Origin of the sequence: Leptospira ognonensis (genome assembly GCF_004770745.1) — a bacterium.
Lineage (GTDB): Bacteria > Spirochaetota > Leptospiria > Leptospirales > Leptospiraceae > Leptospira_A > Leptospira_A ognonensis.
Window position 1 is genome coordinate 256,252 of the sequence record NZ_RQGD01000022.1, and the last position, 21,170, is coordinate 277,421.

Genomic DNA, 21,170 nt, shown 5'->3' on the forward strand with positions numbered 1-21,170 from the left:
TTTTCAATTTTCTGGAATGACTTTTTTGTGAAGTTCAGCATAAAATGTTTCTAATCTTTCCCAATCGTTAGAGTTAGATGGTATGTCAAACAAGGCATAATATGCGTCTTTTGCGTTCAATCCAGAAGATAATAATTCTTTATATAATATCAGAGCAATCTTATACTGAATATTAAAATTATATATATCAAAATTTCGATCTATCGTTGCACCTGCCTTTGATTCCAATAATTTGATTTTCTCAGGAGATAATCCGAGAATTCCGATTCTGTTAGATTTTGAAGCAAAGGCAGAAAAGTTTGTCCTGTTTTTCGCCCAAGTATACAAGAATAGTTCAATGTTCGGACTAAATCCACCTAACAAAGTTCCGTCGGGTAAAGGTAGGCGTTGCGCTGAGCGAACAATGGCACTAGCTAGATCTTTTTTCTGCCTCTGTGATAGTTTATTTTCTTTATCCTCATTTCCAAGGAAGTAAAGAACCCTTTCTTTTTTGCTCAAGAGATCGGAAGGAAAAAATCCGCTTAAATCTCTTGAAAAACGAGTGTCAGCTTCCAGCCAGGATAGAAAAAGAATCACAAGGGGAAAAATGAGAAGTCCAAGATATTTATATCGCGCAAGCATTTTCATTTTCTCTCTTAAGATCGGAGTATTTGGCCTACTTCTTTGGACTTTTTCCACAGAGTTGATCGCTGAATCTTATGCCGCTTATACATTTGATGATTTTGCAGCTCAAAATGATTGGGGGAGAGTAAAGGTAACGACGAAAACTCGTACCGACGCATTTTCCAAAGATTACGCTCCGGGTTTCTATTCCTTTTATCAGATTTTTACGGGGGGGAACTTTCGATCTCAGAAAGGCGGGACAGATAAGGATGAAGCAGGAAAGTATACGTTTTCTGGATCAGGAAATTCTGAGGTAAATTTAATTTATAAATCGGGAATTCAAACAGTTTCCTTTTCCCTTGGACCTCGTCTGCAATCTCGAGAGTCCAGAGTTTATGATCGGGAAAGAACCAGTGTCTGGGATGCCGAAGGTATTGTCAGTTATGCGATGAATTTACATCCATTGAAACTGTCCTTAGAGGGTGGTCGAGGTTGGCAACGACTCGATGGTTTTGGTTTTCTTTTCAATGGTATGGCCAATTTTGGTCAATTCCAAATAAAATCGAATGAAAGCCTGAGCATTTCCATCCAGTCTCTAAACTTTAAACCCGATGAAGAATCTTTAAAGCCCAGCGCTTGGAATCATAAACGGAAAGAACTTGTTGGCATCGCTTTGCGTTCTCAGGAGATTTTATTTTGGGAAAACCTTCAGTTTTATTTTTATCGGTATGATGAACCAAACATTGCGAAACAATCTTCGAACTTTGAATCGACGAATCAATACGGTTCCTTTTCCTATACTGGACTGGAATTTAGATCCATGAAATTTTGGAATGAGGCAAATATTGATCTCGCTATCATTCGAGTGATAGGTGAGAGGAAAATTAAGTCTGCACCTTGGACTGAAAATTCCATCGCGACAAATGCCACGCTTGCCTATACAGCTATCCACGGGTTATACTCTAATTTTTTTTGGAGCATTGGAGGTCTTTATACTTCAAAGGATAATACAAACCGAACCGATTCCAATAGCAACGGTTTTGCGGCTCCACTTGCTGAGCCAAGGGTCTTAGGTGGGTATTCGTCTTTCTTACTTTACCAATCTGTCTATTTTCCAAATGATAGAATCTTTTACGAATTTTCCGAAAAAGGAAAACCTGGTTTTGAAAATAAAGGCATGCGGATGTTTGGTTTACAATGGGGAATGAACCTTTTTACAAATTTACGCGGAGATCTTTATCTAAATCGTTCCAGTTCTGAAATGGGAAATGGCACAGAATTCATTCTGAAACTGACTCAAAAATTTGAAAATTCTCTAAACGGATTTACCTCGGCATCCTTCTGCTATGCAAAAGTAGATTCTAATCAGAAAATTACTTATATATCAGAACCTTTCTCTGAGTTGGAAAAACAAAAAGAGTTTATTCGTGTTTATATTTCTGCTGGCTTTCAGTTTTAATGAACGGAAGACCAAGATTTTGTGACTGTGACTTCATTACCAGATTGATTATAAGATATCGTATCTATATTCATCCTAACAAGAAAAATTCCCCTACCATTCAGTAAGTTTCCCCGAGGGTCATCGATCGGACTCGGAATATCGTGTAAATCAAATCCCTTACCTTGATCCGTAATTTTAATCACGATACCTTTATCATCAATCCTAAAATAAATCAAAATCTTACGCTCATTCTTCTTACAAAGATTATCAACTACATCAAAATAATCATTATTTGATTCTAAGATTAACTGCTTTTCCTTATAACTGATACCAGCGGTTCCATGCTCTATTGCATTTGCTAGGAGTTCATACAAAACAACCTTAATGGATAATAAATCGTCATCTTTTACGTGAGGATTAGATTGAATATGCTGAATGATGAGTGCTACATATTTGTTGATATTTTTGATTTTTGGATGAATCTCAATATTTAGTTCGGAATTTTGGAAGGCCACCTCATTATTCTTAAAGAGGACTGCCATATCCAACTCTGCATTCTCGTACTTTTGTATCCTTACACGCAGAGCTTCCATGCGGAATGGTTTCAGAAAAAAATCGACAGCACCGAGACGAAAAACGTCGATAGCAAGTTGGATATCACTGTCTCCAGTAATGACAATAAAAGGTGTAAGATTTCCTTCGAATCGGAGTTTTTTGATAAATTGAACGCCATTTAACTTTGGCAAGCTGATATCCGAAATAATTAAATCAAAATTTTGCGAACTTGCAATTTCAAGTGCAGTTTGACCATTATCTGCAAGAATGACGTCAAATTCGCTTTTAAAATATTCTTCGAACAAGTCCCGAATGTTCTCTTCGTCGTCTACAAATAGGATTTTCATAAAAAATTGAGTCTTATGTCAAAATTATTCCTCTAAATTTTGAATTCGATCAATTTTATATATGTTTTGAAGCTCCGTCTTTAAATCGACAATGTCCCTTCTTGAAAAAATTGCAATTTTACCCCCAGAAAACTCAAAGGCGAAACTATTTGTATCTTCCCTATCCATTTTTGTTTTTAATTGTTCAAGGGAAGTAATTCGCGCTCCGTTCACTGTTTCTAAAATTAAATCTTGGAAGTCTTGGTATCCGACATTTCCATCTAACGGAAAAACTCTACTTAAGATGACAATTCGTTCGCGAATCGGATGGGTTTTTTTCTGATAAAAATCGGTTAGATATACTAATTTTTTTTCAGATTTGACTCGGTATTCTGAACCAAATTCCTTGATGTAGGAGCCCGTGAGCTCGGTAAAAAAGAATCCTCCGACAATCAAATAGACAGGATTTCGATTCGGTGCCTGCTCCGGTATCAGGAAGTGATCGGTTTTATATACACCAAGCGGATAGCTCACAAGAAGTTTCTGGTGATTTCGATAAACGATCAAATTTGTTTTTGCTCCGGCCTTCTTAAGCTGACCTTTAGCATCACGCAGAATTAGATCCATCACGCGATCATACTTGTCCCAGTCTTTTAAATTTTGTAGCGTTACTCCATTGATACCAATCACAAGATCGCCAGGAAACAGACTGTAGGCGGGACCAATGCCAGGAAAAGAATCTGTTACCAAGATTCCGCGGCCGATATCCCTTGAGTAGTACGCACGCTCAGATGGTGTCAATTGAACATCGTACATCCAACCAGGATGAGGGAAGCTCCTGAAATAGCCGTTTCCATTTAAGAAAAATCGAATGTATTCTGTTGGGATCAGTAAGTCTTGATAGGTGATTCCACATACGACGGAATTCTGAAAGGAAAAATTAGGCTCGTCTGATTCTTTTTTTTCCAAAAGGAATGCTTTGAGCGGTGTTTTTGAGAACGGAAGCGAGACATATCTTGTTTTCCCTGAACGACAAGATTTCTGAACTGACTTTTCATCTATAAAAACTTGCTTTGAAAGTCGATCCGTATCGATAGCTTGTAATAAAGTAAACCCCGTTTCTGGATCGTATGCTGTAATTTTTAATTTTGGAACAGAGTAATCATAAGAATCCATTTCAGCAAGAAGCGGTTTTTGAGCGGCAAGAGTGACCGTAAAAAATTGACCTTTGCCTAGATGTATGGCTTTACCTTTTTTGGAAAAGGGTTCACCGACTAACCATGGATTTTGATGGCTGATTTTTTGAAAGCTTACTTGAATATCGACTGAATTAGAATTTTCTATTTCATATGCGTACAATAGATTCTGAATCAGAAAAAAAACGAAGATAAAAAGAATCATTTTACTTTTCATTATTGGCACCATATCTCTTTTTCACCCGCACATTGATTTGATTTATGGATTCTGAAGCAAGCACAATGGGTAATTCCATCCCACGAAATCGCAAAATTACAAAATCTTTTTCATGAGATTGCCAGATTCTTTTAAGATCTTCTAAATCTTTCGGCACCATTCCGTTGATAGATTCCACGACTTTATATTTATATTTTTTATACTTTAAAATTTCTGGATCATCAAAAATAAAACTAAGGACTACATCGCGATTCGTGTATCGGTATAAAAGATCTTGTATGAAATAACTATAATGATACTTTATAGAACTATCTAAATCACCATCATCGCTGTTAAAAAAAGATCGGGAAATCGGTTGGAACACAAACCCGGCTGCCAATAAATAATCATCTGCGGTCTCTCGGTAGAGATCTAAGGCAAAATTTTTCTGGAGATTTGTCTCCCCCTGGTATTTTTTACCGGAACGGTAGACTTCGATGGCGATCGTTTCGCCCATTTGTTTATTTTCAATATAGTCAACGATTGACTCTTTTTGTTTACCAATGGAAACCTCACCCTCGACGGAGATTGGCAAATTGTCTATCGATACCAAAAAATCTTTTTCTTTTAAAATCTTTGAAAATGAGGAATTTGGATAGATTCGATTGATGAATACACCCTTCTCCTCGCCTGGAATTCGCATACCCAATTTCAAGCTAACAGGCGCTCCGCTCTGAAAAGTAAAACCGAGATTTGGAAATCCTTCATATTTACCATCACGGATATCCTTTAGAAAGTGTCGGACGATATCTACTGGGATCAGATAGGCCACATCCTTACCTGTTTTTGAGATTTGAAAAGTAACACCAATGACTTTGCCGTTCTGAATGGCTGGTCCGCCAGAATTTCCTGGTTGAATATTGGCATTAATCTTAATCACATTTCTAAAATCTAAACCAGAGAAGCTATATCTACTTTTTTCATAGCGTAGAATCGATCCCTTTTCCACGGTTAGGTTATCTTGACCGTTTGGAAAACCTAAGACTAAAAGTTCCGATCCAAGTACTGGCATGGAATCTGCCAAGGAAATGACATTTGTTTTTTCAGAAAATTCGTTATCGGTTACTTCAAGAAGCGCTAAATCACAATCAAATCCCAAAAATAAAACCCGAGCAGCATAATCCAATTGGCTGCCATTCAAACGAACTGTAATTCGACTAGCATCCATAACCACATGTGCATTGGTTAAGATCAAATTCTTTCCAATCACAACACCTGAACCTAATCCAGTACTAAGATTTTTTTTCATCCAAGGCTGGATTTTATTTTCTGAAATGTAACTATCGTTACGAACCTGTACTACTGTCTGAAAAATATTCCATGTCGGTGCTTCCTCGCTTGATTGAGAAAACAAAGTAGAGCAAGTAAGTGCACATGCAGCTAAAATTATTTTTAGTAATAAATTATTCATAATATATCTTAAAATCTTCCCAATACGCCTGTTCGTTTGTTATTTTTCTTAGCTTGATTTTGGCTAAAAATGAATCCCCTTTTTCGGGTGTTTTTGCTTCATGATTAGAAGCCATAAGTTTATTTCGTTTATTTCCAGGTACCCGTAGAATTGCATACGGTGAATTTTTCACGCAGGAAATCTCAAATACAAAGGAAATGGTATTATCCCAATAAAAACTTTCATCGATTTCTTTAAATTTTAAAGGACAAGACGCATCAAAAAATATTTCCAAACCACTTGGAGCTTCCTTTCTTCTATTTTCGTCAAAAGCAATGGTGCGAAAATAGGTTAGGTTAGCGTTTGATAAATGATCCCTGGCAATTTTTTCTTGCTTTTCCACTTTTAATCTCGAAGGAGGCTTTTTCAGATAGTTAAATTCAATATCACTTGCATAACCACCGTTATCCAAACTTTTAGATTCACTTTGGTTTAAAGATATTTTTATATAGTCTCGTTTACCGATACGTTCCACACCAAGTAAGCGAAAAAAACCATCCTGGATCGTATCTTTCCTTCTTTCTCTAGAAAAAAATATCAGACCTTCTCGAAGATTTCCATCGCAATTGATCCCATAATAAAACACGGTTGAAATGGCTCTCGTTTTCTGCAGATGGCAATTCGAAGCATCACTCAAAGGTAAATTGACAGATCGATATTTATGAATCATATCTTGCTGAGAACCTTTGCTGGCGTTTCTGTCTCCCAATACTTCATGTAACAATGGCAAGGTTGACTTGCTAAGTATGGGACCGGGAGTCAAACCATAGAACAAAAGGAGTAATGTTAGGGATAATTTTAGTTTCAATGGTTCCATTCTGCGACTCGTCTTCTTTAATATCGGTTTTTGATACCCTTAGAATTGAAATGTCCTGATTGAATTCTTAACTCATTATGTCTCTATTTGAAATGGTTTTGCTTTTTTTGGTTTTCAGGCTTCCAAAAAAGAGAGGGGGTGAAAGTATTGTACCGATGAGGAGATATTTTTGAACTGGAGCTTTCTTAAAAACGAAGTAGATGCGGGTGACTTTTTAATCGACTGTCGATCACAGTCCGCATATGAGCAGGAAACATTGGAAGGTGCCTATTACTTTCCATTCATCAAGAAAGCTTTTGGATCAGATCCCGAATCTCATAAAAAACTTTGCGGGCCGATGCAAGCAGTTCTTGGTGAGATCCAAAAATCCAAAAAAAATCGAGTCATCGTATTTGATGAGGGCATGGGAATGTTCTCTTCTCGGATGGTCTATCTTTTGCGTGCCATGGGCTTTGCAGAAAGCTTTGTACTTGCTCGTAAATGGCCTACGGATGGGACGAAACGTCCAGGCAAACTCAAAATGGAGTTTGAGCCTGCGGACAAATCGAAGCCAATTGAAAGCGTGGTCGATAAAGCTTTCATGGAAAAAAATCTTACTAAATTACAAATCTTTGATGCTAGAACCATTGAAGAGTATGAAGGTCGCCTCCCGCGTTTAACTTCACCAGAGGAAGGTACGCTTTGTGGGAGACTTCCAGGTGCTTTCTTATGGGACTGGAGGAATCTTTATGATGCCGAAGCGAATCTCATAGACAGGTCAGTTTTCAAAAAAAGATTGAATGGGTTTCCTTTTATGCCGGAAAGACCCACGGTTATTTATGATTATAATGGCGCGAGGTCTTGTTTGCTTGCTTTGATGTTGCGGGAAACAGGATATATTGATGTCAATACGTACCAAGGTTCTTGGTTTGAATGGAGAAAATCCAGCCTTCCAAAACAAGCAGTTTCCATTTTTGGACAGAAAGCTGTTGCAGCGGCACCTCCGCGTGTAGGTGGAGTTGATAGAAAGAAAGTCTAAAAAAAGATTTACGGATTTTTAGAAAGGAGAACGAATCAGTCATGTTGATTCGTTTTTTTTTGTACTCCCTTCTTTCCCTTTTCCTCTCCTGTGCGAGCGGACAACTTAAATTCACAGTAGAAAAACCCACAAAACTAAACTTAGGTTCTCTAATTCTGGAAACTACCGATACTTTGATTCAAGTAGCGGATGCGAAATCGGGAAATTTATTCCTTTCCCTTCCTACGACTGAAAGTTTCGTACAGGCTGGGGAGGCCAATGCTTCTGTTCGTTACCGGATGGCTTCTTTTGCCATCAAAGACGAAAGGCAAAGAACTTGTAATCACCAAACGATCACCAGGATAGGGGTCGCCAATGGACAATTCGAAATTTTAGGAACACTCTCGGGTAAAAAGTGCAGCACCGAATTTAAATTTAATATCAAACCCATTTCAGAAAAAGAAATCGAATTCAAAATTGAACTCAGTGACAAAACCTTAAATCGCATCTGGCTCAAATATGCAAGTTCCCATGATGAGAAGTTTTTTGGTTTCGGTGAACAGTTCTCCAACCAAGAATTCAAAGGAAAAACCCCGTTTCTATTTACAGAAGAGCAAGGGATTGGTCGAGGAGACCAGCCGATCACTGCCGGTGCCAATCTGTTAGCTGGTGCAGGTGGCAATGAATATACGACCTATGCTCCTATCCCGCATTATATAACTTCTAAAAATCGATCTGTATTTTTTGATAATAGTGGTTATTCCAAATTTGACCTATCTTCCAGCGACTCGGTCGTCGTCGAATTTTGGGACACAAATTTGCAAGGCGGTTTGAAAGCTTCAATCTGGCTTGGTAAAAATCCAAAAGAACTAGTGGAAGCCTATACTAAAAAATCAGGAAGGTTTGCCCCACTACCTGATTGGTCATATGGTACATGGTTAGGTGTTCAAGGAGGAACCGAAAAGGTTAACTCTGTCATTGAACAAGCGAAAGCTGCCGGAAATCCCATCACTGCACTCTGGATCCAAGACTGGTGTGGTCGTCGTGTTACTAATTTTGGTGACCAATTAAAATGGCGCTGGTATGCCGATGAAACCTTATATCCTGATTTTAAAAAATTTGTAAAAGATATGAATGCCAAGAACATCCAAGTATTAGGCTATATCAATTCCTTTCTAGCGGATACAGATCCTAAAAAACCCGGAGATGATTTCACAAATTCGCTTCTAGTAGAAGCTAGAGCTAAAGGATATTTAATCAAGAATGCAAAAGGGGAAGATTATCTCATCCAAACTGTTGGTTTTCCTGCATACTTAATCGATCTCACCAATCCAGCAGCCGTTAAATGGACAAAGGAGATCATAAAGAAAAATTTAATCGATGTAGGATTGTCGGGTTGGATGGCCGATTTTGGAGAATGGCTACCTTACGATGCAAAAATGCACTCTGGTATTGATGCGAAGGTTTACCACAATCAGTATCCAGTCGATTGGGCTCGAATCAACAGAGAGGCAATCAAAGAGGCAGGAAAAGAAGGAAAGATTATATTTTTCACTCGTGCTGGTTATTCCTACTCGAATGCGCATTCGACTCTTTTTTGGGAGGGAGACCAGATGGTTAGTTTTGGGAAGAATGATGGACTGCCTTCAGCGATTCTCGGGCTAACGAGCTCAGGTATCAGTGGTTATGCGCTAAATCATAGCGATATTGGTGGTTATACGACCATATCCAATCCCTTAAAAAACTACCATCGAACAAAAGAGCTACTTCTTCGATGGGCCGAGCTTTCTGCTTTTACTCCTGTTTTTAGAACCCATGAAGGAAATCGGCCTCTAAAAAATTGGCAGGTATACCAATATACAAACAAACAAGGCATCAGTTCCCAATCCGATGAAGAAACAGTCAAACTCTTTGCCAAAATTGGAAAGTTACATTTTGCTTTAAAAGATTACCTTAAAGAGCTCGTATTAGAAGCGAGCAAAACGGGCATTCCTGTCGTTCGGCATAATTACCTAGTTGAGCCAACTGATACTCGTTTACTCAAACAGAAATACCAATTCTTCTTAGGAGATGACCTGCTCGTTGCACCTATTACAAAATCGGGCGCTGAGGAAGTAGAAGTGTATCTACCTTCTGGTGACTGGGAACAAATTTGGACTGGAAAAATCTACAAAGGAAATTCGGAGATTGATCAAGAAGCTCCGTTAGGAAAGCCTGTCGCCTTCATTCGAGTAGGCGGTAAGTATGAATCCCTACTCCGAAATTCTTTAAAGGACCTTAGAAAATAAAATGAAGTTTGCACTCATTGGAGATATTCACGGTTTTTGGAATCGAAAAGATACAGAGTACTTTAATGCCTCTGATTACGATGCACTTTTTTTTACCGGAGATCTTGGTCGTATCCGATTTACAGGCTCTCTATTACCAAAGTTTAATCTTTCTGGTCTCACCAAAAAAGCCTTTTTGATTCCCGGGAATTGGGATGGAACAAGCTTACCTGGAATTCTAGGAGAAGTTTTAAACCAAGGATTACTGAAACGTGCAGGTAGTATCGGTTATGCGGGTAGAATGAAAGCATTCGCCCAATCAATTCGCCCGATTCCCATCATGGGATATAGCACAGCCGTTCTCTCCGAAGAGAAAGACTTGGCTCTTATCGTTTGTAGGCCTCACGCGATGGGAAATGGCTTTAGTTTTGAGAGAAATTTAAATAAAAATTATCTTGTGTCAAATATGGAAGATTCAATCAATAAATTGAAAAAGTTGATTGATTCCACCAAACAAGAAAATATTTTTTTTCTATCACATAACGGTCCCAAGGGGCTCGGTTCCGAAAGAACATCCATCTATGGTGCTGATTTTTTAGCGAATGGTGGTGATTTTGGAGACGAGGATCTAACGGCTGCTATCGAATACGCAAAAGAAAAAGGTAAAAAAGTTCCAGCAGTGCTTTCAGGGCATATGCACCATTACATACCCGCGATAAAGAAGGAAAGAGAGTCCTTGGTGTACACAGGCGGAACTTTCTATATCAATGGTGCCAAGGTTCCTCGTATTAAACGCGGGAAACACTTTCATACCAAAATCGAGTGGAATGGAAATTCCGTTACAGCCATCCAGCTTTGGGAAGAACTTTAGGAAAACTTTTCGATAATGCCCTAACGTAATAGCAGTCCGTTAGAATCATTCAATCCAAAACGGTATCTATAGATATTTTTCCGGATAGAATCTTATGAACAGGACAGGCATTTGCTACTTGCAAAAGTCTTTCCCGCTCAGCCTCCGACAGATTTCCTGATAGCTTGAGTTTGCGTGTAAACTTATTTTCATCTGCAGAGAGTTTATCAATATTCACATGCACTTCTATGCTTTCCAATGCGATTTCTTTTCTGTCAGCATACATGCGCAAGGTGATGCTAGTGCAAGATCCAAGAGATGCGGCAAGAAGCTGAGTCGGCATGGGTCCTAAATCCCCTCCCCCTAAGTCTTCAGGTTCATCAGCGATAAAGGTATGTTTACCGGCACTAATGGTAGTCTTATATTTTGATTTTTCGGTGGTTATGATAACGTCATTAGGAAATAAATTTGCCATGTCCAATTTGGGACAGATAAAATGTTTTCGACAATCAAATTTTATGAATATTTTGAAGTGAGTCGTTCAACCTCTGCAATCGCACGAGAACGATTGGCAAGCATCGCCTCCTCAACGCGAAGGCGTTCTTTCTCAAAATCATTTTCAGTTAGAGCCCGCGAAATATAGATGGGTTCGCCATAAGAAATTACGGCCGTTGTAAAGGGTTTTGGTATCCTATGTTTATCCCATGCTTTTTCCAGTATCCATTGCCTTGTGCATTCATAATGAAATGGGACTATGGGTGCCTGAGTCACTTGAGCGGCAGCAATCAATCCTTGTTGGACAATGAGAGCTGGCCCGCGTGGACCATCCGGCGTAAAAGCAACGGATAATCCTTTTTTTAAATGTGCAATCATGGCCTTTAATGCTTTGGACCCGCCTTTCGAAGAACTTCCTCGAATGCTCTGATTTCCGAATCGTAAAACTACTTGGTTTATGTAGTCTCCATCTTTAGATTCAGAGATCAAAACAGCTACATTTTTACCTCGATGAAAGTAAGGAGAGTAGAGGACATTGGTATGCCAAATAGACAAAATGAGAGGTAGTTTTTGATTTACTAAATTTGAATATGGCTCTTTGCCTAGTTCAACAATTCGAAATGTAAGACCGAATAATCGCTGTAAGGTAACAACGATAAGAGGTAAGAACCAGATCAAAAATTTTCGTTTCATCTTCTAAACGCTATGGTTAAGGATTTTTTTTCTTAAAGATATCACCAAGCTTACCTAAATCTTCTGGTTTGATGTTGGTTCCTGCGGCCTTTTTATTTTCTTCTTGGATCTCTTTGTATACTTCCGCTCTATGAACGGAAACATTTTTTGGAGCCTTTACACCTATTTTAACTTGGTCGCCTTTAATATCAACGATAACGATTTCAATATCATCACCTATGATTATCGACTGATTGCTTCTTCTTGCGAGAACTAACACGAATTAAACCTTTTGGGAAGTTGTTTCTTCCATGTTTTCAACAATACGCTTGCGGATATGGTGGTTTTCATCGCGTGAAATCAGTTGTTTACCGCTTCCGGACTTTGCATTGATGATAACAGGACCTTGGAGGTTGGCTGTCATTCCCCGCGGATTGTCATGAGGTATCGTCACAATTAGAAAGATAATTCCGTCTTTCCAACTTTCTAAACCAATTTCTTTTAACTCTTCATCAGAAACAAGAGGCCGATAATCCGTTAAAAACAATTCTGGTTGGATCAAAATGAAGGCAAGCCCAGATTCTTTTGTCGATTGAAGCCATTTGAAGGGACTTTCTGCATTTTCCTCAATCAGAGCATACTCGGTATACTTTTCGAATCCTAATAATCCTTGTGAAAAATGAAGGATCTGTCTTTCGTCTACTTCGATTGTTCCAAATGGCTTTGTATGTAAAGTAACTGGCATTTTAAATCCTATCTATTATCGTAGAAAATCCATTAGAGTTGGCTTGATTATCTTGGACCCAACATTGAGAGCATAACTATGAATTGTTTCTAACCATTTCAAATTCATAATTGTCTCTGGGAAATCTATGCCTTCGTTTTTCGCAAGAAGCTCCGTCATATACATTTTATCGTATGAAACACGATCTTCATGTTCTTCCATTCGATTCATTCTCGCACCCACCGTCGATCTATGGCGCAAAATGTTCTCTAAGGCAAGATCTAGATCTCCCAAATCTCGACCGCCAATCCTCTCCTGGTCTTTTTGGATCAAATCATTCCGTAACTGAATCAACACATCGAAAACGGAGAGTCCGGTAACCGTTGCCGATTTTGAATAGTTATTCGGTGGCTCACTCGCGGAAGGCTCGATGAGTCCAATATCTTTTAGTACAGTACCGCCACCGACATCTTCCATCCAAATTTGATGAGGAGCCGTCGAAGATATTGAGATATTGTCTTGAGCAAGTTTCGATGCTTTGACTTCCAAAGGTGAATTATTGATTTTATCAATCACGTCATCTATGGTATCACCAACAGAAATATGAATCTCTACATTATCTATTTTGAATATTTGGTCTGAGGTTGCTTGGTAGGCAGAGTTATCTACCTTACTCGTTACGCTTACATTTGTGCCCCAAAAAACCTTGTTACCAGGAATAGTTACGGGGATGTATTCACCCTTTTCGATTTCCCGGAGTTGTTCTCCGATATCACCACGATACTCTACGCCAACATATTGGTTTTTTAATTCTAGACCTTGTAGTCCTTTAATCTTGGATTCTATCGGTTCAAAGGGAGGTCTCTCTGTTACATACCCACCAAACAATGGTTGTCCCGTTGCATCACGTGCATTTGCCAGATCCACAATAGCTCGAAGGTGCTGGTCAATTTCTTTACCTACAGCAACCTCAAGTTCAAATCCTTTATCACCTTGATAAATACCATTTCCCGCTTGAACCGTGAGCACTCGAACTCTTTGAAATATTTCACCCATTTTGTCCAAAACACCATCTACTTGTTGGAGTCTCTGGTATCCGTCTGCAATATTTTCATCGTACTGAGCAAGTTCATTCAATCTAGATCGAAAATACATCTGGTTGGTCGCAGCACTCGGGTCATCAGAAGGCTTTCTGATTTTTAGTCCTGTACCCAATTGATTTTGTGTTTCATCCAAGGCGATTTGGTGACGATTTAAATTTCGCACCAAGGAATTGTTCTGCATCATATTAGTGATACGAATCATAATTAACCACCTAACCTATTTATTATTGTATCTAACATGTCATTCATGGTAGAGATCATTCTAGCAGCAGCATTATAAGACTGTTGGAACTGAACCATGTTTGCCATTTCTTCATCTAAGTTTACACCCATCACGGATTGACGCATGTTTTCAAGTTCAGTCATTAGCTCAGATTGAGTCGTATACTCTTGGCTTGCTTCGCGAGCCTCCGTTCCAATTTTTGAAATCAGTGAGTTATAAAAATCGTCTGTAGTCTTCGAGTAGTCAAACATCACAGGCTTTTCGCGAAGTGCCGCAGCAATCAATAGTGCGTTTGTTCCATCTTTATGACCGTGTGGCGTATTATAATCACCTGTTCCACCGACATCTTTACCTCGCCCTGCCGCGATATTTGCCGGGTTATTTTTTACTTCTGCAGACATTTTGAAAAAAGCAGAAGGATGATACATCGGAGTCAGAGTGACATCCTGTGAGTTTGCTTGGAATTTATTTAATTCTCCAAGTTTTCTATAATCAAAGGAACCGGCAGAACCACTAGCAGACAAAACACCAGTTAAACCGACGAGCAATTCGCCTGAGTCTTCCAAATGGCGGATCATAAAGTTTTCCTTTTTATCCACTTTGCTCGTAGTCGCCTTTAATGCGAGTTGGTTGTCATGTGACATATAGGCAACCACTCCGGTTTCAGAGCGATTGATCCTTTTGATGACAGCATTTAAAGTATCATCTTTTGAATAAGGAACAAGAACTTCCTCTTCACCGCGAGGTGTTGGTTTTAAAAATCTAAGTGTTCCACTGATTCCGATAGGACGATCCGGATCAATCGAAGTTCTACCTGTAACTCGAAAGACCGAAGTCTTATCGTTGATACCATCGCCATCCGTATCAATTTCACCAAAGGTGTTTGTCGCCAAAGTTCTTTCTTCAAAAAAAGTTAGATTCGTTTTACCATTGAGTCCAAATCCATCCTTGTGAATTTCGTTGATAATGTCCATGGCATTGATCGCAAGTGCATCCACTTGGTTGATCTTCTCAACGAGAATATTGTCACGAACTTCATATAATGCTTGGATGCTTCCTTTACGGAGTAAAACAGGATTTCCTGTCTCTTGCCATTTCATATCAAGTAGGCCATCATTGGCTGGATTTCCAACAAGATCTATCTTATGAACTTTTTGACCTTGCACGAGAATCTGTTGGCCAATGAAAACCATAAGTTCATCTTCATCACTTCTACCGATAGTAATATCGACCATTCCAGCAAGTTCTTGTAAGAGCTCATCCCTTCTGTCTAACAAATCATTAGGATTGTCACCTAATGCTTGTGACTTTGTTATTTTTTCATTTAAAGATTTTATATTTTCTGCAATTGTATTCAGATGATTGACTTTGGATTCAATCTCGCGATTTGCCTGGTCACGGAGTTGTGTTAACTTCTTAAACACATCTTCCATTCTACTACCAAGACCTTCTGCTTTTTCTTGGACGACGGCTCTGTGTGCGGTTTCTTCTGGATAATTTGACAAGTCTTCCCACGCAGACCAGAAGTTGTCCATGAGGGTGCGCAACGTTGTTCCGGAAGGCTCATTGAAAACTGTCTCTACCTGATATAGATAATCATTTTTCTTTCCCCAATAATCTTTGAGTGAGGAGGATTCGATGATGCGATCATCGATAAAATTATCTCGCACTCTCTCGATTTCTGCGACTTTCACACCCTGTCCAATTTGTCCTGCAACTTCAGCTCGATTAAGAGCCGGTTCATAGATCGGATCCATACTGTTCATTACAACTCTTTGTCGAGCATAATGTTTGTTATCTGCATTAGATATATTATGACCAGTTGTTTGAATGGCTTGCTGGTGAGCAGAGAGCCCTCTTTTTCCTATTTCTATACCTTGAAATGTGGATCCCATAATCTTTCTCCTAGGCAGTTGCGTTCAAAATGACCGCGCTCTTCTGGCCCTGCCCTCGCCGAATGGGTTGCTGATTGGAAGTATAAACTTTTTCACGTGCATGCTCTCGCAAGGCATCAATCGTGGTTTGTAAAAAGTCCTTTCTCGTTCTTAGAAGTTTTTCATTGATCATGATTGCTTCTTTCAAATTTTGAACGACAGACTTCAGTTCTTGGGCAAAGCCCTTCAATTTGTAATTAGAATCTCTATCCATCTGGTTCAAAAAATTCGTAAGGGTGACCGCATTCTCTTCCTTATCGAATTTCTCTTTTGCATAGACGTCTTCAATGGTCCTCATGCGAATCCTTTCGAGTTCGGAAGCTTCCACCATAATGTGGTAGCTTTCTTTTACACAAGATTCTAGGGATTTCCCGTCGGCACCATGAATGGCCTCTCTTTTTTTGCCTTCCAATTCTAAGAGGCGTTTGTAACAGTCTATTTCATTAGTAAATAGGCTTCTAAGTGATTCTACCCAATCCAACATTAAGTTTTTCCCATTCCCACAAATGAAGGATCGACGGAATTCAAAACATGCTTAGGAAAATTTATAAAAATTTACTATTTTCGCTCCTATGTCACGAAAAACACCCTGCATAAAAGTTTGTATGATGGATCCGGATTCAGGGCTATGTGCCGGCTGTGCACGTACTTTAGAAGAAATTGGGAATTGGAGTCGGTATTCTGATGAAGAAAAAGAGAGAATCTACAAGGAAATTGAGGCTAGAAAATTAATTACGTGATTTTAGGAAGACATCCTCGGCCGGAAAAGTTCCCAGCCGATAATGCTATATTAGAAGATCTGTTTATTCGCTTTTATCAATTTTTTTTCTGTGAGTTTCACAGAGTCGATACAAGTTGCCAGTCGCAACATTTTTTTTCGTCACTTTTGCACCACAAACGATGCAAAGACCTTGGGCCCTTCTTCGTTTGTAAAGTAACTGAACTCGCTCCGCACCAGAAAGATTGAATTTGCTGATCTGAAGTCGAACTCCCTTAATCAAATAACTTCCGATCGAAGATTCTTCACCTTTTTTAAGGCTAGAAAAAATCTTCGTTAACTCATCGGATTTGATAGACTTTGGTTTCATTTTTACCCCTGTTCTCGCAAGTTAGAATGTTTCTTGTTAGATTTTTAAATGTTAATGCAGATTAGGTAGTACCCTCTAACGTGCAACTCAATTTTATTTTATCAACATGATGTCCATCCTTAGCTTAAAACAGAACATAATTCATATAAATTTTACTTGGCAGATCCTTTTTTTCAAGTAAGCTAATGCTGTACCATCAGGAACATCCAATGACCAAACCAATCGCATCAAAACAACAGTATAAATCCCTAATGGAGTTCTATCCGTTTTATCTAACAGAGCACAGCCATCCACTGAACCGAGCCTTGCATTTCATTGGAACCTCTCTCGCACTAGGTTTCCTTCTGGGATTCATGAGTAGTGGATCGTGGATTAGCTTACTTGCAGCGCTCGTGTCTGGTTATTTTTTTGCGTGGATCGGACATCTCCTAATCCAGCATAATCGTCCTGCCACATTTCAGTATCCATTCTACTCATTCGTATCCGATTGGATGATGTACGGACAGATGCTAGTCGGACGCATACCTAAATCGAAGTAAGAGAGAATGATTCTAAAAATCTTTTATACATCGATCTTACTCTCTCTGTTATTCGCTTCCGTTGAGTGCAAAGAAAATCCTCCGGAAACTGAAATTCTAAAGGTACAAAATGACACGTCACTTGACCTGAATTCGGCGGTCTCGAAAGTATTACCCCTTATTTTTCCCCATTTATTGAAGGAATGGAAGCTAGAACCAGCGGATACTTCGAAACTATGGGTGCTTCGAGCCTCTTATGGCGGCACCACGGCACTCACCTTCGATTCCCAAAAGGAATATGCAGAAAATTTAATCCGAACCCAGGCGATGTACACGGCGCAGTTAGCGGCTGCCATTTCAAACTTGCCAATCAAGGAGATAAGACTCAGTTTAACAAAGCCACTTTATGTGAAAGGCGAGAATCATCCGGACGTTGGCATCCAAGAATTTGAAATCTTTCGGACCGCCTTGTCGACTGAGAAGGCGAAAGCCATTCTGGCAGAGCATAAAACGATTTCCCCATTCTCTAGTTTTAAAAACCATAAAGAGGAATTGTCACAGTTGTACGGGAAGATTCAGGCTGCTTGGACGATCGAACTCAACCAATTGGGTCAGATCACGGTGGAATGATCCAAGGTTCCAGATTGCCAACGGCAGTCTCTAAGCGTTGGAGGTAAGAAGATTTAGGGATTTCATAAGCACCAAGGGACCAAGTGACATGGTTCAACTGTTGTGTATCGAAAAGAGAAAAATTTGATGCTTTCAGTTTTTCAAATAAATGATAGAGAGTGATTTTTCCCGCATCCGATTCATAGGCGAACATCGATTCGCCTGCAAAAAATTTCCCAAGAGCGACTCCATAGACTCCTCCTACTAGTTCATTTTTTTCATTCCATGCTTCCACGCTATGTGCGTAACCAAGACGGTGTAAATTTTGGTATCCTTTGAAAAAACCTGGTGTGATCCATGTGCTGTCTTTTTCGCGATACGCACATCCTTGCATCACGGCTTTAAATGCTTCGTTGTAGGAGATGCGAAACTGGTTCCTTCGGATTTTACGGAGTATGGTCCTTGAGAAATGAACATTTTGTAGATCAAAGATCGCCCTGGGGTCGAGAGAATACCAGTGGATCGGATTCTCTGACCAAGGAAAGATTCCATGGGAGTAGGCGTACAACAAACGGTCTGGACTGAAGTCGCCTCCAACGGCTACAAGGTCTTCCTTCCAAACATGAGGATCTTTAAAAAACTGTGCATATTCTCTCTGAGTCAATCTAACAGAATTTCCTTTGGATAATCGTAGACAATTCTCACTTTTAAACTCTTGCCCTTTTCATCATTGATGTTGGAAAGGCCGTCAAATTGTAAGATTCGCTTTGTCTTAACATCATATACTAGTAGAAAGGGATTTACAATTCGTTTCAAAACAAAATTATCAATCTCTAATCTTAAGAATAAGGCGGATCTCCCTTTCCAAAGATCTTCCTTTATCTTTTCCACCGCAAAGGCGTAGTCATCCAATTGGACAGGTGCAAGAAAACGAAAGGCCATTCGCTCACCGTTCGCTAATCTTTCCCAATTCTCTCTGACAAAATAATCAAATCCTCCATCCATAACAGCTGGTTGTCGAGGTGCTAAGGTTTTCTCACTTATGGGATCTTCCAACTTCCTTCGGAAAAAAACTTTGACCGACTTTCCTTTGACTTCAGCACCCTCCAGATAGCCATCTCGAAAGTCGTCGGTACGAAAGGTTGGTAGGTTGGTGTTCGGAAAAAATTCAATGTGTTTTTTGCCGAATTCAACTCCCTTTGCATCCTTATAGCTGATCTCGGAGTGGGAGTGTTTTCCCTCTCGGAAAAATTCTTGGTGATTATCAGAATAAATGAATGTACCTGTCTTTAAATCATACGCTTTTCCGAAGTATTGGTATTTTGGTTTTTCGCCCCAAATAGGGAAAAAGGATGGAAAAACAATGACCATGAAAATGATTTTACGAAGCATACTTTTTAGACATGAAAAAATACAGACTGACTGACCAAAGAACCGTTTTTGGCATCGTAGCAAAGCTGAACAATACCACACTCATCGATCCGAAAACGAAACAAAAATTTCAAATCAAGAATCCAAATCTGGTCAATGATATCATTAAGTCAGTCTACTTAGAAATTGTCCCAGAGACCACACTGACAACAAGGCCAGCTAGCCTTAGTTGTGTTCTCAAGGAAAACCGTGTCGAAATCCGCATCAAACAAGTAAACCCTTACCAAGAGGATTTATTTCAGGTCATGGAAATTTTGATTGAACCTCTCGAACGTTCTGCGAAACGAAAGGCCATCGAAGATATCTATGCAAATCAATTTCAAGTAGCAGCCAAAATCGATATTAGTACCATTATATCGGTATATGGAAAGACTTCTATCATCAACCAGGCTCTCAACCAATGGCAAGTCCACTTGGAACAGATCCTCACCAATTTCGGTTATTTCATAAAGAGAGTCAATATCGGCTTTTATTATGCAGCGGATACTCCTCTTATGGAAGCATTGAGTAGCACTCCTTCTCCGTATTACTTACGTGACTCGAATCGTGGTAATTTCTACACAGAAAGAGGTTTTTTTTCTCCAAAAAAATTGAATGAAATGTACGTTCGCTCGTATCTCGACAATCTTCTTGTAAATAATATTAAATCTGTTTTGATCTTTCCCGTATTTTCAAATGAGAAAATTTTACTCGGTTATTTTGAAATTATCAGCAATCTTCCTGATCTAGGAAATGCCGCCTTACAAAACGAGATCGACGGTAAACAAGGGATCTCTCCTTTGTTAGCTTTCTTAGAGAAACAAGCAGAAGAATATGTTTTTCATTTGGAATTTTCCTATGCGAAAGACTGGGAGGTGGTTGGATCACAATGTATGATTCGGGACTTGAGCCAGGATGGGCGTGGGATTGGAATTTATTTACCAAATGCGAGCTTACTTGAAAATCGTCCCGTTGGCACCCCGACTTCCTTCCAAATCACGATCAATGGCTTAAACTATACTTTTTATGGATCACTACGAAGCATCAAATCTCCTACAGCCGAAAATGAAAGCCAAAGTGCCGGCATCCATATTTTCCAATGTGACAGGCCAGAGGGCTTACAACTTTTAGAATCATATGCTTCCCAACTCATAGAACCAGAGGTGATCTAAATGAAACCAGAACAATTTGAGAGGTTGATTCAACTTCTCGAGCAAATTCTCGCTAACCAGGAAGACCAATCCGCGAACAAGATCATCCTGTATCTTGTGCCAAACATTGGGATCATTTTTGGGACTACACTTCTGTTCTTTCTATTCCTTTGGCTACACAGACAAAAAATGGCCCTCATTGCCTCGGGGCAGTACAAACCTTGGTCCTTCGACCTGAGAGCTTATTCCTTTTTCCTTGGTCTTTTGTTGACATTCACAGGATTTGCCTTATCCTTAGTATTTATACTCGTCATGGGAGTTTCCTTGGCAGTACTTGGAGGGTTGATCCCATTCGCAATTGGACTCGGTCTTTTGACCTACTACAAACTAAGCAAGTAAGCTTACAGACTAGGGTTTGTAACGAAGAAGACTGGAACTGCATCCAAGAAGTTCTAGCGGGAAACGTACAAGGCTTTGAAACCTTG

Annotated in this window: 24 protein-coding genes; 9 read left to right on the forward strand and 15 right to left on the reverse strand. The window is 39.4% G+C overall.

Features of this window, described 5'->3' with window-relative positions; all coding sequences use genetic code 11:
* Nucleotides 1–3: 3 nt before the first annotated feature.
* Nucleotides 4–627 (reverse strand): hypothetical protein, encoded by a 624-nt coding sequence (locus EHQ58_RS07095; RefSeq protein WP_167883561.1) that lies wholly within the window; start codon nucleotides 625–627, stop codon nucleotides 4–6.
* Here EHQ58_RS07095 and EHQ58_RS07100 point away from each other — a divergent pair.
* Nucleotides 587–2,062: a hypothetical protein gene (locus EHQ58_RS07100; RefSeq protein ID WP_135623184.1), complete on the forward strand. Its 1,476-nt coding sequence runs from the start codon at nucleotides 587–589 to the stop codon at nucleotides 2,060–2,062. The genes EHQ58_RS07095 and EHQ58_RS07100 overlap by 41 nt on opposite strands.
* Here the strand turns inward: EHQ58_RS07100 and EHQ58_RS07105 are convergent.
* From EHQ58_RS07105 to EHQ58_RS07120, 4 genes are read right to left on the reverse strand one after another with little or no spacing between them, the layout of a single operon-like run.
* Entirely contained in the window at nucleotides 2,059–2,946 is an 888-nt protein-coding gene (locus EHQ58_RS07105) for an ATP-binding response regulator (protein WP_135623185.1), read from the reverse strand. The two genes, EHQ58_RS07100 and EHQ58_RS07105, sit on opposite strands and share 4 nt — an antisense overlap.
* 24 nt (nucleotides 2,947–2,970) lie before the next feature.
* Nucleotides 2,971–4,338, reverse strand: coding sequence for a PDZ domain-containing protein (locus EHQ58_RS07110; protein WP_210412788.1), 1,368 nt, complete (start codon nucleotides 4,336–4,338; stop codon nucleotides 2,971–2,973).
* Nucleotides 4,328–5,788 (reverse strand): S1C family serine protease, encoded by a 1,461-nt coding sequence (locus EHQ58_RS07115; RefSeq protein WP_135623186.1) that lies wholly within the window; start codon nucleotides 5,786–5,788, stop codon nucleotides 4,328–4,330. Before EHQ58_RS07115 ends, EHQ58_RS07110 begins: the two co-directional genes overlap by 11 nt.
* Nucleotides 5,781–6,635 (reverse strand): LIC11113 family protein, encoded by an 855-nt coding sequence (locus EHQ58_RS07120; RefSeq protein WP_167883562.1) that lies wholly within the window; start codon nucleotides 6,633–6,635, stop codon nucleotides 5,781–5,783. Before EHQ58_RS07120 ends, EHQ58_RS07115 begins: the two co-directional genes overlap by 8 nt.
* A 178-nt stretch (nucleotides 6,636–6,813) precedes the next feature.
* Between EHQ58_RS07120 and EHQ58_RS07125 the strand changes: the two genes are divergently transcribed.
* The 3 genes from EHQ58_RS07125 to EHQ58_RS07135 are packed head-to-tail and all read left to right on the forward strand — an operon-like array spanning nucleotide 6,814 to nucleotide 10,779.
* On the forward strand, nucleotides 6,814–7,662 hold the full coding sequence (locus tag EHQ58_RS07125) for a sulfurtransferase (protein ID WP_135623188.1): 849 nt from the start codon (nucleotides 6,814–6,816) through the stop codon (nucleotides 7,660–7,662).
* 41 nt (nucleotides 7,663–7,703) lie between these two features.
* The gene (locus tag EHQ58_RS07130) at nucleotides 7,704–9,929 is read left to right on the forward strand and encodes an alpha-glucosidase (RefSeq protein WP_135623189.1); all 2,226 of its coding nucleotides are present in this window, start codon (nucleotides 7,704–7,706) and stop codon (nucleotides 9,927–9,929) included.
* A gap of 1 nt (nucleotide 9,930) precedes the next feature.
* A complete protein-coding gene (locus tag EHQ58_RS07135; RefSeq protein WP_135623190.1) occupies nucleotides 9,931–10,779 on the forward strand; it encodes a metallophosphoesterase in 849 nt (282 codons plus the stop codon).
* Between the two features lie 49 nt (nucleotides 10,780–10,828).
* Here EHQ58_RS07135 and EHQ58_RS07140 read toward each other — a convergent pair whose 3' ends face one another.
* The 7 genes from EHQ58_RS07140 to EHQ58_RS07170 are packed head-to-tail and all read right to left on the reverse strand — an operon-like array spanning nucleotide 10,829 to nucleotide 16,393.
* Nucleotides 10,829–11,233, reverse strand: coding sequence for an OsmC family protein (locus EHQ58_RS07140; protein WP_135623191.1), 405 nt, complete (start codon nucleotides 11,231–11,233; stop codon nucleotides 10,829–10,831).
* 41 nt (nucleotides 11,234–11,274) lie between these two features.
* Nucleotides 11,275–11,946 (reverse strand): lysophospholipid acyltransferase family protein, encoded by a 672-nt coding sequence (locus EHQ58_RS07145; RefSeq protein WP_135623192.1) that lies wholly within the window; start codon nucleotides 11,944–11,946, stop codon nucleotides 11,275–11,277.
* A gap of 16 nt (nucleotides 11,947–11,962) precedes the next feature.
* A complete protein-coding gene (csrA, locus tag EHQ58_RS07150) occupies nucleotides 11,963–12,205 on the reverse strand; it encodes a carbon storage regulator CsrA (RefSeq protein ID WP_135623193.1) in 243 nt (80 codons plus the stop codon).
* 3 nt (nucleotides 12,206–12,208) lie between these two features.
* Entirely contained in the window at nucleotides 12,209–12,670 is a 462-nt protein-coding gene (gene fliW, locus EHQ58_RS07155; protein WP_135623194.1) for a flagellar assembly protein FliW, read from the reverse strand.
* Nucleotides 12,671–12,685: 15 nt separating this feature from the next.
* Nucleotides 12,686–13,951: a flagellar hook-associated protein 3 gene (locus tag EHQ58_RS07160; protein ID WP_246047230.1), complete on the reverse strand. Its 1,266-nt coding sequence runs from the start codon at nucleotides 13,949–13,951 to the stop codon at nucleotides 12,686–12,688.
* Between the two features lie 5 nt (nucleotides 13,952–13,956).
* Nucleotides 13,957–15,870: a flagellar hook-associated protein FlgK gene (gene flgK / locus EHQ58_RS07165; protein ID WP_135623196.1), complete on the reverse strand. Its 1,914-nt coding sequence runs from the start codon at nucleotides 15,868–15,870 to the stop codon at nucleotides 13,957–13,959.
* A 10-nt stretch (nucleotides 15,871–15,880) separates the two neighbouring features.
* Entirely contained in the window at nucleotides 15,881–16,393 is a 513-nt protein-coding gene (locus tag EHQ58_RS07170) for a flagellar protein FlgN (protein ID WP_135623197.1), read from the reverse strand.
* 88 nt (nucleotides 16,394–16,481) lie between these two features.
* Here EHQ58_RS07170 and EHQ58_RS07175 point away from each other — a divergent pair, with 88 nt between their 5' ends.
* The gene (locus EHQ58_RS07175; protein WP_135623198.1) at nucleotides 16,482–16,649 is read left to right on the forward strand and encodes a DUF1289 domain-containing protein; all 168 of its coding nucleotides are present in this window, start codon (nucleotides 16,482–16,484) and stop codon (nucleotides 16,647–16,649) included.
* A 63-nt stretch (nucleotides 16,650–16,712) separates the two neighbouring features.
* Here EHQ58_RS07175 and EHQ58_RS07180 read toward each other — a convergent pair whose 3' ends face one another.
* Nucleotides 16,713–16,997 (reverse strand): LIC10235 family protein, encoded by a 285-nt coding sequence (locus EHQ58_RS07180; RefSeq protein WP_135623199.1) that lies wholly within the window; start codon nucleotides 16,995–16,997, stop codon nucleotides 16,713–16,715.
* Between the two features lie 209 nt (nucleotides 16,998–17,206).
* On the opposite strand from EHQ58_RS07180, the gene EHQ58_RS07185 reads away from it, so the two are divergent.
* Together EHQ58_RS07185 and EHQ58_RS07190 are read left to right on the forward strand one after the other, a co-directional pair.
* Nucleotides 17,207–17,536: an Mpo1-like protein gene (locus tag EHQ58_RS07185; RefSeq protein WP_135623200.1), complete on the forward strand. Its 330-nt coding sequence runs from the start codon at nucleotides 17,207–17,209 to the stop codon at nucleotides 17,534–17,536.
* A 6-nt stretch (nucleotides 17,537–17,542) separates the two neighbouring features.
* Nucleotides 17,543–18,145 (forward strand): hypothetical protein, encoded by a 603-nt coding sequence (locus EHQ58_RS07190; RefSeq protein WP_135623201.1) that lies wholly within the window; start codon nucleotides 17,543–17,545, stop codon nucleotides 18,143–18,145.
* Here the strand turns inward: EHQ58_RS07190 and aat are convergent.
* Both aat and EHQ58_RS07200 read right to left on the reverse strand, forming a co-directional pair.
* The gene (aat, locus tag EHQ58_RS07195; RefSeq protein WP_135623202.1) at nucleotides 18,132–18,788 is read right to left on the reverse strand and encodes a leucyl/phenylalanyl-tRNA--protein transferase; all 657 of its coding nucleotides are present in this window, start codon (nucleotides 18,786–18,788) and stop codon (nucleotides 18,132–18,134) included. The two genes, EHQ58_RS07190 and aat, sit on opposite strands and share 14 nt — an antisense overlap.
* On the reverse strand, nucleotides 18,785–19,516 hold the full coding sequence (locus tag EHQ58_RS07200; RefSeq protein WP_135623203.1) for a hypothetical protein: 732 nt from the start codon (nucleotides 19,514–19,516) through the stop codon (nucleotides 18,785–18,787). Before EHQ58_RS07200 ends, aat begins: the two co-directional genes overlap by 4 nt.
* A gap of 11 nt (nucleotides 19,517–19,527) precedes the next feature.
* On the opposite strand from EHQ58_RS07200, the gene EHQ58_RS07205 reads away from it, so the two are divergent.
* The gene (locus EHQ58_RS07205; RefSeq protein ID WP_135623204.1) at nucleotides 19,528–20,706 is read left to right on the forward strand and encodes a hypothetical protein; all 1,179 of its coding nucleotides are present in this window, start codon (nucleotides 19,528–19,530) and stop codon (nucleotides 20,704–20,706) included.
* Nucleotides 20,707–21,084 (forward strand): DUF6249 domain-containing protein, encoded by a 378-nt coding sequence (locus EHQ58_RS07210; RefSeq protein ID WP_135623205.1) that lies wholly within the window; start codon nucleotides 20,707–20,709, stop codon nucleotides 21,082–21,084.
* The last annotated feature ends 86 nt before the right edge of the window (nucleotides 21,085–21,170 follow it).